The following is a 13,634-nucleotide window of genomic DNA, read 5'->3' on the forward strand; positions in this document are numbered from 1 at the left end:
ACTTACTCAGTGACGACCTCGTTACCATTAACGATGGTCTTAATAATTTTATAATCGTGTGTGAATGCCGTCAGGTTTGCAACCATACCTGGTGCAATTCCGCCAAGCAGTTTATCCACGCCCATTGCGCGAGCCGGATAAAGGGTTGCCATACGCAGGACTTCATCAAGCGCAATCCCGCAATGTTCAACCAGGTTACGCACCCCTTCAATCATGGTCAAAGAGGAACCGCTCAGCGTACCGTTTTCATCCACACACAGTCCATTGCGGTAGTATATTGTTTTACCGGCAAAAATGAACTGCTCAATATTTGCACCTGCCGGTGCGGTGGCATCCGTCACCAGACAAAGCTTGTCACCTTTCAGCCGCTTAGCGTTGCGGATGTTGGTGTAATCGACATGCATGCCGTCAGCAATAATGCCGCAGTAGACGTCTGGCTCATCCAGAATCGCCCCGACCAGACCCGGTTCACGGCCTGTGATATACGGCATGGCGTTGTATAGGTGCGTTGCGAAGGTAATCCCCGCGCGGAAACCGGCTTTTGCTTCTTTCAGCGTCGCGTTTGAGTGACCTGCTGAAACGATAATCCCGGCACCAGCCAGTTTGCTGATGACATCCGTACCCGTCATTTCAGGCGCCAGCGTCACTTTGACGATCACATCGGCGTTCGCACACATGTAGTCAACCAGTTCCGCATCAGGTTTACGCACGTAATTCGGGTTATGCGTTCCTTTCTTGACCATATTCAGCCATGGCCCTTCAAGGTGCAGACCCAGCGCCTGGTTAGGGTGTTTGGCCAGGTATTCGCGCATCACGCGGATACCCTGCTTCATGAGGTCATCACTGCTGGTGATGAGCGTTGGCAAATAGCTGGTGCAGCCCGATTTCTCGTTGGCTTTCTGCATGATCTCCAGCGTTTCGACCGTCACCGCATCCGCGGTGTCATTGAATTGCACACCGCCGCAGCCGTTGAGCTGTACGTCGATGAAACCGGGGGAGATTACTGCTCCATTGAGTGAGCGCTGTTCAATCTCCGGCGGCAGTTCTGCCAGCGGGCAAACACGTTCAATCAGGCCATCAGCGATAACAATCGCATGGTCATCCAGAATTTCATGGCCGGTATAAATCCGACCGTGGGTTAAAGCGTACATAACGACCCCCGGTTAAAAAAAAGCGGCCGCCTCTTGATGAAGAGGCGGTTATTCAATTACAGACCTTTGATATTCTCAGCTTCTAACTCGTTGAAGTATTTCAGCGTTTTAACCTTCAGCTCCATCGTGGACGGTTCGTCACAGACGATGACTGATTTCGGATGCAGCTGCAGGCAGCTGATGGTCCACATATGGTTTACGTTGCCTTCAACGGCAGCCTGGAGCGCTTGCGCTTTCACGCCGCCCAGCACCAGAATCATCACTTCTTCGGCATCCAGCAGGGTGCCTACGCCTACGGTCAGGGCGTATTTTGGAACCTGGTTAACATCGCCGTCAAAGAAGCGGGAGTTTGCCACGCGCGTGTCATGGGTCAGCGTTTTAATACGGGTGCGGGAAGCCAGAGATGACGCCGGTTCGTTAAACGCAATATGACCATCATTGCCTACGCCACCCATGAACAGGTGGATCTTACCGTAAGAACGGATTTTTTCTTCATACTGACGGCATTCTGCGTCAATATCAGGCGCGTTTCCATTCAGCAGGTTAATATTTTCAGATGGAATATCAACGTGATCAAAGAAATTGCGATGCATAAAGCTATGGTAGCTTTCCGGGTGGTCTTTCGGTAAGCCAACGTATTCATCCATATTGAAGGTTACAACATGTTTGAAGCTAACCTGGCCTGCTTTATGCATCTCAACCAGCGCCTTATAGGCGGTCAGCGGCGTGCCGCCTGTCGGAAGTCCAAGAACGAAAGGACGATCTGCGGTCGGTTTAAAGGCGTTAATACGGTTAACGATATGGCGAGCGGCCCATTTACCGACTTGTTCAGCAGTTGCCAGGGGAATCAGTCTCATTGTTCACCTCAAGAGTTTAAGTAGAAGAGTGGGCGGATGGCTATCGGGACCTGATACTTAAGCGTAACCTGGAAACTTTCAGGCCGGATCAATCCGTCTTGATTTTTTGAATGATAAAATAAGTTTTCGCTGTTAGCCAGTATAAGGGAGGGTAAATAACGATATTTGGTGACAAAAATCACAAAAAGTACGCGTTTAATTTGCGATACGAATTAATTTTTCACACACTCACAATGCCAGTGAAGCATCAACTGTATCTATAGTTCGTGACACAATAAAAAACAGAGCTGAGAACATGCCTTAAACGGGGTCTCATAGGGGGAAGAAAGTGAGTATTCTAGGTTATTTACAAAAGGTTGGCCGCGCGCTTATGGTGCCGGTCGCCACGCTGCCTGCCGCAGCCATCCTGATGGGTGTCGGCTACTGGATCGACCCCAACGGCTGGGGTAATACCAGCGCGCTGGCGGCGTTCTTTATCAAGTCAGGTTCCGCCATTATCGACAACATGTCCGTGTTGTTCGCGATTGGTGTGGCTTACGGTATGTCCAAAGACAAAGACGGTGCCGCTGCGCTGACCGGTTTTGTCGGTTTCCTCGTGTTAACCACCCTCTGCTCGCCTGCAGCGGTGGCCATGATCCAAAAAATTCCGGCGGACCAGGTTCCGGCGGCGTTCGGTAAGATCAGCAACCAGTTTGTCGGTATCCTTGTGGGTATCATCTCCGCCGAACTGTATAACCGCTTCAGCAGCGTAGAGCTGCCGAAAGCGCTCTCCTTCTTTAGCGGTCGCCGCCTGGTTCCTATCCTGACCTCGTTTGTGATGATCGTTGTCGCGTTCATCATGATGTACGTCTGGCCGATGATCTTCGACGGCCTGGTGAACTTCGGTGAGCACATCCAGAAACTGGGTTCTGTCGGTGCGGGCGTGTACGCGTTCTTCAACCGTCTGCTGATCCCGGTCGGTCTGCACCACGCGCTGAACTCCGTATTCTGGTTCGACGTTGCCGGTATTAACGATATCCCTAACTTCCTGGGTGGCGCACAGTCCATCGAAGCAGGTAAAGCGGTTGTCGGTATCACCGGTCGTTACCAGGCGGGCTTCTTCCCGATCATGATGTTTGGTCTGCCGGGTGCTGCGCTGGCTATCTACCACTGCGCGCGTCCAGAGAACAAAGCGAAAGTGCTGGGTATCATGATGGCGGGGGCGTTCGCGGCCTTCTTCACCGGTATCACCGAGCCGCTGGAGTTCTCCTTCATGTTCGTGGCGCCGGTTCTGTATGTGATCCACGCCGTGCTGACCGGTATCTCCGTGTTCATCGCTGCCAGCATGCACTGGATTGCCGGTTTCGGCTTCAGCGCCGGTCTGGTGGATATGGTGCTGTCGTCCCGTAACCCGCTGGCGACCCACTGGTGGATGCTGATCCCGCAAGGTCTGGTGTTCTTCGCGATCTACTACATGGTGTTCCGTTTCACTATCACCAAATTCAACCTGATGACCCCGGGTCGTGAACTGGCCGTGGCCGGTAGCGAAGCGGATGGTCAGGATGTGAACGTGAGCGGTGCTCAGGATCAGGACGTTTCAGGCCTGGCGCGTCAGTACATCGCCGCTGTCGGGGGTTCTGACAACCTGACCGGTATCGACGCCTGTATCACTCGTCTGCGTCTGAACGTCAAAGACTCTTCCCTGGTGAACGAAGCGCTGGCTAAACGTCTTGGTGCTTCCGGTGTTATTCGCCTGAACAAAACCAGCGTGCAGATTATCGTTGGCTTCGTGGCAGAGAAAATTGCTAATGCCATGAAAACCACCGGTCCGGTAGCCGCAGCAGAAGCTTCTGCCGCACCTGCCGCCGCGCCAGCGGCTGCAAAACCGCAGGCGGTACCGAACGCGAAAACGGTAGCCGCGCTGGTTTCACCGGTAACCGGTGAAGTCGTTGCGATTGAGCAGGTGCCTGATGAAGCCTTCGCCAGCAAAGCGGTTGGTGACGGTGTGGCGGTGAAACCAACGGACAAAACCGTTGTGTCTCCGGCCGCCGGTACCATCGTGAAAATCTTCAACACCAACCACGCGTTCTGCCTCGAAACAGAAAATGGCGCGGAGATCGTTGTCCACATGGGTATCGATACCGTCGCGCTGAACGGCCAGGGCTTTACTCGCCTGGTGGAAGAGGGTGCAGAAGTAGTGGCAGGCCAGCCGATTCTGGAAATGGATCTGGACTTCCTGAACGCCAACGCGCGCTCCATGATAAGTCCGGTCGTTTGCAGCAACATCGACGACTTCAGTGGCCTGGTCATTCAGGCGAAAGGTCAGGTTGTTGCGGGGCAAACGCCGCTGTATGAGATTAAAGGCAAGTAATCGCTCCTGAGTAGAGTCATGCCTTAAGCGGCGGGGGATATCCTCCGCCGCTTTTTTTTGCAGCAAAAGCCCCCATTATTTTCTTCAGAGACGTTTTAAGGGTTGTCACTACGTCCGGCTTATAAGATCATATGCCGTTATACGTTGTTTACGCTTTGAGGAATCCACGATGAGTGAGGCAGAAGCCCGCCCGAGTAACTTTATTCGTCAGATCATCGATGAAGATCTGGCCAGTGGTAAGCACACCACAGTTCATACCCGCTTCCCGCCGGAGCCGAACGGCTACCTGCATATCGGGCATGCGAAGTCCATCTGCCTGAACTTTGGCATTGCGCAAGACTACCAGGGACAGTGCAACCTGCGTTTCGATGACACCAACCCAGTAAAAGAAGACATCGAATACGTTGAGTCCATCAAGAATGACGTGCAATGGCTGGGCTTCAACTGGTCTGGCGATATCTGCTACTCCTCTGACTATTTTGATCAGCTGTACGCCTACGCGGTTGAACTGATCAACAAGGGTCTGGCGTATGTTGACGAACTGTCTGCTGATGAAATCCGTGAATATCGCGGTACGCTGACCGCGCCGGGCAAAAACAGCCCGTTCCGCGATCGCAGCGTGGAAGAGAACCTGGCGCTGTTTGAAAAAATGCGTGCTGGCGGCTTCGAAGAAGGCAAAGCGTGCCTGCGTGCCAAAATCGACATGGCGTCTCCGTTCATCGTGATGCGCGATCCGGTGCTGTACCGCATTAAGTTTGCGGAACACCACCAGACCGGCAACAAGTGGTGCATCTACCCGATGTACGACTTTACCCACTGCATCAGCGATGCGCTGGAAGGCATTACGCACTCTTTGTGTACGCTGGAGTTTCAGGACAACCGTCGTCTGTACGACTGGGTTCTGGATAACATCACCATTCCTGTGCATCCGCGCCAGTACGAGTTCTCTCGTCTGAATCTGGAATACACCGTGATGTCCAAGCGTAAGCTGAACCTGCTGGTGACCGACAAGCACGTTGAGGGCTGGGACGATCCGCGTATGCCAACCATCTCGGGTCTGCGTCGTCGTGGTTACACTGCCGCCTCTATTCGTGAGTTCTGCAAACGTATCGGCGTGACTAAGCAGGATAACACCATCGAGATGGCCTCCCTGGAATCCTGCATTCGCGAAGATCTCAACGAAAACGCTCCGCGCGCGATGGCGGTTATCGACCCGGTGAAACTGGTTATCGAAAACTATCCGCAGGGTGAAAGCGAGCTGGTCTCCATGCCTAACCATCCGAACAAACCGGAAATGGGTAGCCGTGACGTGCCGTTCAGCGGTGACATCTGGATTGACCGCGCTGACTTCCGCGAAGAAGCCAACAAGCAGTACAAGCGTCTGGTGCTGGGTAAAGAAGTGCGTCTGCGTAACGCCTACGTCATCAAAGCCGAGCGCGTAGAGAAAGATGCAGAAGGGAATATCACCACCATCTTCTGTTCATATGACGCTGAAACGCTGAGCAAAGATCCGGCGGATGGCCGCAAGGTGAAAGGCGTGATTCACTGGGTGAGCGCTTCCCACGCGCTGCCGGTAGAAATCCGTCTGTACGATCGTCTGTTTAGCGTGCCTAACCCAGGTGCTGCGGAAGATTTCCTGGCGACCATCAACCCGGAATCTCTGGTGATCAAGCAGGGTTATGCGGAGCCTTCTCTGAAAGCCGCTGAAGCGGGCAAAGCGTTCCAGTTCGAACGTGAAGGTTACTTCTGCCTGGACAGCCGTTACAGCACGGCAGAAAAACCGGTATTCAACCGTACCGTAGGTCTGCGTGATACCTGGACGAAGATCGGCGAATAATATTGCTGGTCTGGTCAATGAGAGACAAACGCCGCACCATGCGGCGTTTTTTTATTTAACGATCAGGGTATTAAGACAGGGCCTAAAAAGGTGTGATAAAAATATCAGGTCAATGAGGTGCTACTTATTTTTTTAAAAAAAGTTTGTGTCATTACGAAAAACAAAAAGGTGATAAAAAAGGAAAGATAATCCACGTCTAGCCACTGAAATACCTGATAATTCCCCGCCATTGCTCGCCTCTCTGCAAATGTTACAAATCACTACCAATTATGTGCACTTCGTCATAATCCTGACTTTTGCCCGCTAAAAAGCATTGATAATTCGCGTCGCGAAAAATAACCTAAAGACGGTAGTTAATTCGAGGGTATTTAAAACTACCCCTGACCATTTGGTCTTTTTTATTTACGCCGCTTCAGGCGTTTTAATTCGTCAAAGAGGAATAATCTATGCGTACGTTCAGTGGCAAACGTAGTGCGCTGGCGCTGGCTATTGCCGGTGTGACAGCAATGTCGGGCCTGGTGGTGACACCAGAGGCGAAAGCGGCAGGCTTCATCGACGATTCTACCCTCACGGGCGGTATTTATTACTGGCAGCGTGAACGTGACCGTAAAGACGTCACCGAAGACAAATACAAAACCAACCTTTCTCACTCCACCTGGAACGCCAACCTGGACTTCCAGTCAGGCTATGCCGCGGATATGTTCGGTCTGGATATTGCTGCGTTTACCGCGATTGAAATGGCGGAAAACGGTGACAGCGCCCACCCGAACGAAATTGCCTTCTCCTCCAGCAACAAAGCCTATAAAGAAGACTGGTCCGGGGATAAGAGCGGTATCAGCCTTTATAAAGCCGCTGCAAAATTTAAATACGGTCCGGTTTGGGCGCGCGGGGGTTATATTCAGCCAACCGGTCAGACTCTGTTAGCGCCGCACTGGAGCTTTATGCCGGGTACCTATCAGGGTGCGGAAGCCGGGGCGAATTTTGACTACGGTGATGCGGGGGCGTTGAGCTTCTCCTATATGTGGACCAACGAGTACAAAGCGCCGTGGCACATTGAAATGGACAAGTTCTACCAGAACGATAAAAAAACCAAAGTCGATTACCTGCACTCGCTGGGCGCGAAGTACGACTTCAAAAACGATCTGGTGCTTGAAGCGGCATTCGGTCAGGCACAAGGCTATGTCGATCAGTATTTTGCCAAGGCCAGCTATAAATTCGATGTCGCGGGTAGCCCGCTGAGCACCAGCTACCAGTTCTACGGTACGCGCGACAAGGTCAGCAACGGTGGCGTCAACGACATTTATGACGGCACCGCGTGGCTGCAGGCGTTAACCTTCGGCTACAAGGTCGGTCAGGTTGATTTACGTCTGGAAGGCACATGGGTGAAGGCGGAAGGGCAGCAGGGCTACTTCCTGCAGCGTATGACCCCGACCTACGCCTCCTCCAACGGTCGTCTTGATATCTGGTGGGATAACCGCTCTGACTTCAACGCCGACGGTGAGAAAGCGGTCTTCTTTGGCGCAATGTATGACCTGAAAAACTGGAATCTGCCGGGCTGGGCCGTGGGTGCCTCTTACGCTTACGCCTGGGACGCAAAACCTGCCGATATGGCCACGCCGGACGCATACTACGATCCTAACTATCGCCTGAAAGAGTCTTCCTACAGCCTCGATGCTATCTATACCCTGCAGGATGGCCGCGCGAAAGGCACGATGTTCAAACTGCACTTCACTCAGTATGACAACCACTCCGATATCCCGAGCTATGCGGGCGGTTACGGCAACATCTTCCAGGATGAACGTGACGTGAAATTCATGGTTATTGCCCCATTCACCATCTTCTGATGAACGCACCGGCGGGCTGAGTCCCGCCGGTATGGAGACTGCACATGATGAAAAAAATCGTTATCGTCGCGTTGCTGGCATCAGGGCTGGTGGCGTGTGCTCAGAATCAGGCGCCGAAAGAGGACTCCCGTCTGAAGGAGGCGTATAGCGCCTGCATAAATACTGCGGAAGGATCGCCGGAGAAAATTCAAGCCTGTCAGAGCGTGCTGAACGTGCTGAAGAAAGAGAAAGCGCATGAGCAGTTCGCGACGCAGGAGAACGTCCGCGTGATGGATTACCAGGCCTGTATCCAGGCGCGTAAAACCGGTAACGATCAGGAAGTGGCGAAGCGTTGCGATAAGATCTGGAACGAGATACGCAATAACAATAAATAAGTGCTTTACGCCCGGTGGCGCTGCGCTTGCCGGGCCTACATAGGTGTCATAGCCCGTAGGCCCGGTAAGCGTAGCGCCACCGGGCTTTTTCAGGCAAAAAAAAAAGCCAACCTTGCGGCTGGCTCAGAGTATGAATACTGATTATTTCGCGTCGTGCGCGTGGTCGTCTTCGCGGCAGTCGCCTTCAGCGCAGTGACCATAAAGATACAGGCTGTGGTTCGTCAGGCGGATGCCATGACGCGCCGCGATTTCACGCTGGCGTGATTCAATGGAATCATCGCTGAATTCAATGACCTTGCCGCAATCGAGGCAGATCAGGTGATCGTGGTGCTGCTGCTGGGTCAGTTCGAAAACAGATTTACCGCCTTCGAAATTATGACGGGTAACAATGCCCGCGTCATCAAACTGGTTCAGCACGCGATAGACGGTAGCCAGCCCGATCTCTTCACCCATGTCGATAAGACGTTTATAGAGGTCTTCCGCACTGACATGGTGATTGTCTGGACCCTGAAGCACTTCAAGGATTTTTAACCGAGGAAGCGTAACTTTCAGGCCAGCCTTCTTTAATGCGGTATTGTTGTCAGTCATGCGGAATCTGTCCTGTTGCTAAACGATTCACTTCTGTAGGAAGTGACAGAAAATGCACCCGGGATAATGCGTCTCATTATAGAACTGCCATGGCTAAATGAAAACTGCAAGTCTCAGGCAAAATATGCTTATAAAAACGTGGTATCACCAACAAACTTGCTCAATGGAAAACCACGTTTTATCAGGGAGACATTGTACAGGTCTGGGCGAAAAAGTTAAAAGATTGTAGCGATTAATTTAATCGGTTTGACCTGGAGCACGGGCGCAGCCGCCGCTGCGCCGCGATAAAATCAGGCGTTCAGAATATCGTCCAGGTGCAGTTCCTCACGGATCTGCTTAACCCACTTCTCAACACGCTCTGCGGTCAGCTCTGGCTGACGGTCTTCGTCGATGGCCAGACCCACGAAATGATCGTCATCGGCCAGGCCTTTAGACGCTTCGAAGTGGTAACCGGCGGTCGGCCAGTGGCCTACGATAACCGCGCCGTTCGGCTCAATGATATCGCGGATGGTGCCCAGCGCGTCACAGAAGTATTCGGCGTAGTCTTCCTGATCGCCACAGCCAAACAGGGCGACCAGCTTACCGTTGAAGTCCACTTCTTCCAGCGTCGGGAAGAAATCATCCCAGTCGCACTGGGCTTCACCGTAGTACCAGGTTGGGATACCCAGCAGCAGAATGTCATAGCCTTCCAGATCTTCTTTGCTGCTCTTGGCGATGTCATGCACATCAGCAACGTCTTTACCGAGCTGTTTTTGAATGTTTTTCGCGATATTTTCGGTATTGCCGGTATCACTGCCAAAGAAAATGCCGATGATTGCCATGAGTAAAATAACCTCTTGAAACTTAATAGTATGGTGGCGCAATTTGGCCACGGATAAGGGCAATAATAGCAGAACTGGCAACCCTGCGGAAACAGCTATCGCGCAGGACTGCACTCTGTGCTACATGAAAAGGGTAATTAAGGGAATTTTCAGACTTATGCCTGGCCGCGCAACGTCTCAAGCTGGGCGATCAGCATCTCTTCAATGAGCTCGCTACGGCTGATATTTCGGGCCTCGGCCAGCTCATTAAGTGCATCGACCGCGTCGGCGTTGAGCTTCAGTTCGACACGCTTAAGCCCACGATTTTTATCGCGTTTAAGCTGGTTGCGTTTATTGATACGCAGCTGTTCATCGCGCGAAAGCGGATTCGTCTTGGGTCGTCCCGGGCGACGCTCATTCGCGAACAGATCTAGTGTCGTACGGTCCGTTTGTTCTTTGGCCATGATTCTGAGACTTCGGGGGAAACACGCCGCCCTGCTAATGCCCGGGCGATAAGCGCGCCATCATACATCACCAAAAACGGCACGCCAACGACTGGAAGCCCGCAGCCTTCCAGTCGCTTTCTTTTTAATCAATTTGCAGTATCAGCGAGATAGCGGCGAATGGCGCGCAGCACAGCATCCGGTTTTTCCGCATGCACCCAGTGCCCTGCACCGGCAATCACGTGGGCGCGAGCCTGCGGGAATTGGGCCAGCAGCGTGTCGCGGTACGCGTCGGTAACGTAAGGCGAGTTGCCGCCGCGAATAAAGAGAGTAGGGTATGGCCAGGCGGGGACGGTTTCCCAGCCGACGATGTTATTGTACTGGTCCCAGAGCACCGGCACGTTAAAACGCCATTGCCCGTCAACAAACGACTTCAGCAGGAACTGAACGACGCCTTCTTCATTAAGATGCTCACGCATGACGGCAGCCGCCTGTTGGCGCGTCGCGACACCCGCTTCTGTGACCGCATTAATGGCGGCAAAAATCTCGTCGTGACGGCGAACGTCATAATCCACGGGCGCGACGTCAATCACCACCAGGCCGCTAATACGGTCCGGGGCCAGTGCCGTCAGGGCCATCACCGCTTTGCCACCCATTGAATGCCCGATGAGGGTCACCTTTTGCAGGTCGTGGGCATCCAGCGTATCCAGCAGATCCTGCGCCATCGCCGCGTAGGTCATCTCGTTGGAACGCCCGGAAAGACCATGATTGCGCATATCGACCTGTAAAATATCGTGGTCGGTAACCAGATCGCGCGCCAGCACGCCCAGGTTATCCAGACTACCAAAAAGCCCGTGAACCAGTACGATGGGAGAATTATTGTTCGGCGATTGTGCAGTTTGCGCTCGGGTATTCAATTTCATGGCAAAGTTCTTTTTTTACGTATGTCAGGTTAGGGTATTATGTTGACCATTCTGCCGCCCGGCTGCAAGGTTCCAGTTTAATCTGACTTTTGCTGCCAACCTGGTTTGACGCTATCCGCTGTTGGGATTTGACCTTATAATCCCAATGACTTGTATTCAGATAAGATATCGCACTGGATTAAGATGAAAACAATCGAAGTTGATGACGAACTCTATCAGTATATTGCCAGCCAGACGCGGCATATCGGGGAGAGCGCGTCCGACATTTTACGGCGCATGCTTAAAATTTCCGCCGCTTCACAGCCTGCTACCCCAGTCATCAAAGATGTCGTGTCTCAGCCGAGCGTTGTTGCACAAACAAAACCTGCCGTGACGCCGGCAAAAGATAAAGTGCGCGCGATGCGCGAGCTGCTGCTCTCCGATGAATACGCGGAGCAGAAAAAGGCCGTTAACCGCTTTATGCTGGTGCTGTCTACACTTTACTCACTGGATAACAAAGCGTTTGCTGAAGCGACCGAGTCGCTTCACGGCCGTACTCGCGTCTATTTCGCAGGCGACGAGCAGACGCTGCTGCAAAATGGCAATCAAACCAAACCCAAACATGTTCCTGGCACCCCGTACTGGGTGATCACCAATACCAATACGGGCCGCAAGTGCAGCATGATTGAACACATCATGCAGTCCATGCAGTTCCCGGCGGAATTGATTGAAAAGGTTTGCGGTACAATTTAACCCTTGCATCAGAAGGACCCGGTAATGGCAAATCACAGCCGTGCAGGCCAACCTGCACAACAAAGCGATTTGATTAACGTCGCTCAGCTGACCGCGCAGTATTATGTGCTGAAACCGGTCGTGGGCAACGCAGAACACGCAGTGAAGTTTGGTACATCCGGTCACCGCGGCAGCGCGGCGCGCCACAGCTTTAACGAACCGCACATTCTGGCCATTGCTCAGGCCATTGCGGAAGAGCGCGCTAAAAATGGCGTTACCGGTCCGTGCTACGTGGGGAAAGATACCCATGCCTTGTCTGAACCGGCGTTCATCTCTGTTGTGGAAGTGCTGGCGGCAAACGGCGTCGACGTGATTGTTCAGGAGAACAATGGCTTCACCCCAACCCCTGCGGTCTCTAACGCCATCCTGGTGCATAACAAAAAAGGTGGCGCGCTGGCGGACGGTATCGTTATCACGCCATCCCACAACCCGCCGGAAGACGGTGGTATCAAATACAACCCGCCTAACGGCGGCCCGGCCGACACTAACGTCACCAAAGTGGTGGAAGATCGTGCGAACGCGCTGCTGGCTGACGGTCTGAAAGGCGTGAAGCGCATTTCTCTGGATGCGGCCATGGCGTCCGGTCACGTGAAAGAGCAGGATCTGGTTCAGCCGTTCGTGGAAGGGCTGGCGGATATCGTCGATATGGCGGCCATCCAGAAAGCCGGGCTGAAGCTGGGCGTGGATCCGCTGGGCGGCTCCGGTATCGAATACTGGAAACGTATCGCCGAGCATTACAAGCTGGATCTGACCATCGTGAACGATCACGTCGATCAGACCTTCCGCTTTATGCACCTGGACAAAGACGGCGCGATCCGTATGGACTGCTCCTCCGAGTGCGCGATGGCGGGCCTGCTGGCGCTGCGTGATAAATTCGATCTGGCGTTTGCTAACGACCCGGATTATGACCGTCACGGTATCGTCACCCCTGCCGGGCTGATGAACCCGAACCACTATCTGGCTGTTGCAATTAACTATCTGTTCCAGCACCGCCCGCAGTGGGGCAAAGAGGTGGCCGTCGGTAAAACGCTGGTTTCCTCCGCGATGATCGACCGCGTGGTGGAGGCGCTGGGCCGCAAGCTGGTGGAAGTGCCGGTGGGCTTCAAATGGTTCGTTGACGGTCTGCACGACGGCAGCTTCGGCTTCGGCGGTGAAGAGAGCGCGGGCGCATCTTTCCTGCGTTTCGACGGCACGCCATGGTCAACCGATAAAGACGGCATCATCATGTGCCTGCTGGCGGCGGAAATCACCGCTGTCACCGGTAAGAACCCGCAGGAACACTACAACGACCTGGCGGCACGCTTTGGTGCACCAAGCTATAACCGTATTCAGGCTGGCGCGACGTCAGCCCAGAAAGCGGCTCTGTCCAAACTCTCTCCTGAGATGGTCAGCGCAAGCACCCTGGCGGGCGATCCGATCACTGCTCGTCTGACGGCGGCACCGGGCAACGGCGCATCCATTGGTGGTCTGAAAGTGATGACCGAGAACGGCTGGTTCGCCGCGCGTCCGTCCGGTACGGAAGATGCGTACAAAATCTATTGCGAAAGCTTCCTCGGCGCTGAGCACCGTCAGCAGATTGAGAAAGAAGCGGTAGAGATTGTCAGCGAAGTGCTGAAAAACGCGTAAGTGATGTTCGAGTGCGGGCTGATGCCCTCACCCCGGCCCTCTCCCATAGGGAGAGGGAGAAAACACTAAA

12 protein-coding genes are annotated in these 13,634 nt (G+C 53.4%); 6 read left to right on the plus strand and 6 right to left on the minus strand.

From position 1 onward, the window contains the following. Window positions 1-2: 2 nt before the first annotated feature. Together nagA and nagB are read right to left on the minus strand one after the other, a co-directional pair. Entirely contained in the window at window positions 3-1,151 is a 1,149-nt protein-coding gene (nagA, locus tag ACMWLG_RS07020) for an N-acetylglucosamine-6-phosphate deacetylase (protein WP_045402169.1), read from the minus strand. Between the two features lie 56 nt (window positions 1,152-1,207). Further along, window positions 1,208-2,008, minus strand: a complete 801-nt coding sequence (gene nagB / locus ACMWLG_RS07025) for a glucosamine-6-phosphate deaminase (protein ID WP_023310765.1) — start codon at window positions 2,006-2,008, stop codon at window positions 1,208-1,210. A 328-nt stretch (window positions 2,009-2,336) separates the two neighbouring features. Here nagB and nagE point away from each other — a divergent pair, with 328 nt between their 5' ends. The 4 genes from nagE to chiQ all read left to right on the plus strand — a co-directional run bounded on the left by nagE (window position 2,337) and on the right by chiQ (window position 8,413). Then, entirely contained in the window at window positions 2,337-4,358 is a 2,022-nt protein-coding gene (nagE, locus tag ACMWLG_RS07030; RefSeq protein ID WP_047633829.1) for an N-acetylglucosamine-specific PTS transporter subunit IIBC, read from the plus strand. A gap of 169 nt (window positions 4,359-4,527) precedes the next feature. Continuing rightward, window positions 4,528-6,195 carry a glutamine--tRNA ligase gene (gene glnS / locus ACMWLG_RS07035; RefSeq protein ID WP_029740147.1) on the plus strand — a complete coding sequence of 556 codons (1,668 nt, stop codon included), beginning with the start codon at window positions 4,528-4,530 and terminating at the stop codon, window positions 6,193-6,195. A gap of 446 nt (window positions 6,196-6,641) precedes the next feature. Next, window positions 6,642-8,039, plus strand: coding sequence for a chitoporin ChiP (gene chiP, locus ACMWLG_RS07040; RefSeq protein WP_023310769.1), 1,398 nt, complete (start codon window positions 6,642-6,644; stop codon window positions 8,037-8,039). Between the two features lie 47 nt (window positions 8,040-8,086). Next, window positions 8,087-8,413 (plus strand): ChiQ/YbfN family lipoprotein, encoded by a 327-nt coding sequence (gene chiQ / locus ACMWLG_RS07045; RefSeq protein WP_032668313.1) that lies wholly within the window; start codon window positions 8,087-8,089, stop codon window positions 8,411-8,413. A 141-nt stretch (window positions 8,414-8,554) separates the two neighbouring features. Here the strand turns inward: chiQ and fur are convergent, their stop codons facing one another. The 4 genes from fur to ybfF form a co-directional block, all read right to left on the minus strand. After that, complete coding sequence (gene fur / locus ACMWLG_RS07050) at window positions 8,555-9,001, minus strand: ferric iron uptake transcriptional regulator (protein ID WP_023310771.1); 447 nt, start codon at window positions 8,999-9,001, stop codon at window positions 8,555-8,557. Between the two features lie 290 nt (window positions 9,002-9,291). Then, window positions 9,292-9,822 carry a flavodoxin FldA gene (fldA, locus tag ACMWLG_RS07055; RefSeq protein WP_008501067.1) on the minus strand — a complete coding sequence of 177 codons (531 nt, stop codon included), beginning with the start codon at window positions 9,820-9,822 and terminating at the stop codon, window positions 9,292-9,294. Window positions 9,823-9,977: 155 nt separating this feature from the next. After that, window positions 9,978-10,265, minus strand: coding sequence for a LexA regulated protein (ybfE, locus tag ACMWLG_RS07060; RefSeq protein WP_023310772.1), 288 nt, complete (start codon window positions 10,263-10,265; stop codon window positions 9,978-9,980). Window positions 10,266-10,393: 128 nt separating this feature from the next. After that, window positions 10,394-11,167 (minus strand): esterase, encoded by a 774-nt coding sequence (ybfF, locus tag ACMWLG_RS07065; protein WP_045402175.1) that lies wholly within the window; start codon window positions 11,165-11,167, stop codon window positions 10,394-10,396. Between the two features lie 183 nt (window positions 11,168-11,350). On the opposite strand from ybfF, the gene seqA reads away from it, so the two are divergent. Together seqA and pgm are read left to right on the plus strand one after the other, a co-directional pair. Beyond that, the gene (gene seqA, locus ACMWLG_RS07070; protein WP_045402178.1) at window positions 11,351-11,899 is read left to right on the plus strand and encodes a replication initiation negative regulator SeqA; all 549 of its coding nucleotides are present in this window, start codon (window positions 11,351-11,353) and stop codon (window positions 11,897-11,899) included. A 24-nt stretch (window positions 11,900-11,923) separates the two neighbouring features. Then, entirely contained in the window at window positions 11,924-13,564 is a 1,641-nt protein-coding gene (gene pgm / locus ACMWLG_RS07075; protein WP_045356603.1) for a phosphoglucomutase (alpha-D-glucose-1,6-bisphosphate-dependent), read from the plus strand. The last annotated feature ends 70 nt before the right edge of the window (window positions 13,565-13,634 follow it).

This window comes from Enterobacter sp. 01-M-02-SI-ECC (genome assembly GCF_047530595.1).
Classification (GTDB): Bacteria; Pseudomonadota; Gammaproteobacteria; order Enterobacterales; family Enterobacteriaceae; genus Enterobacter; species Enterobacter cloacae_M.

Bases quoted from the DNA above. Each gene is read 5' to 3' on its own strand.
- nagA (WP_045402169.1), bottom strand. From the start codon at position 1,151: ATGTACGCTTTAACCCACGGTCGGATTTATACCGGCCATGAAATTCTG.
- nagB (WP_023310765.1), bottom strand. From the start codon at position 2,008: ATGAGACTGATTCCCCTGGCAACTGCTGAACAAGTCGGTAAATGGGCC.
- glnS (WP_029740147.1), top strand. From the start codon at position 4,528: ATGAGTGAGGCAGAAGCCCGCCCGAGTAACTTTATTCGTCAGATCATC.
- chiP (WP_023310769.1), top strand. From the start codon at position 6,642: ATGCGTACGTTCAGTGGCAAACGTAGTGCGCTGGCGCTGGCTATTGCC.
- chiQ (WP_032668313.1), top strand. From the start codon at position 8,087: ATGAAAAAAATCGTTATCGTCGCGTTGCTGGCATCAGGGCTGGTGGCG.
- fur (WP_023310771.1), bottom strand. From the start codon at position 9,001: ATGACTGACAACAATACCGCATTAAAGAAGGCTGGCCTGAAAGTTACG.
- fldA (WP_008501067.1), bottom strand. From the start codon at position 9,822: ATGGCAATCATCGGCATTTTCTTTGGCAGTGATACCGGCAATACCGAA.
- ybfE (WP_023310772.1), bottom strand. From the start codon at position 10,265: ATGGCCAAAGAACAAACGGACCGTACGACACTAGATCTGTTCGCGAAT.
- ybfF (WP_045402175.1), bottom strand. From the start codon at position 11,167: ATGAAATTGAATACCCGAGCGCAAACTGCACAATCGCCGAACAATAAT.
- seqA (WP_045402178.1), top strand. From the start codon at position 11,351: ATGAAAACAATCGAAGTTGATGACGAACTCTATCAGTATATTGCCAGC.
- pgm (WP_045356603.1), top strand. From the start codon at position 11,924: ATGGCAAATCACAGCCGTGCAGGCCAACCTGCACAACAAAGCGATTTG.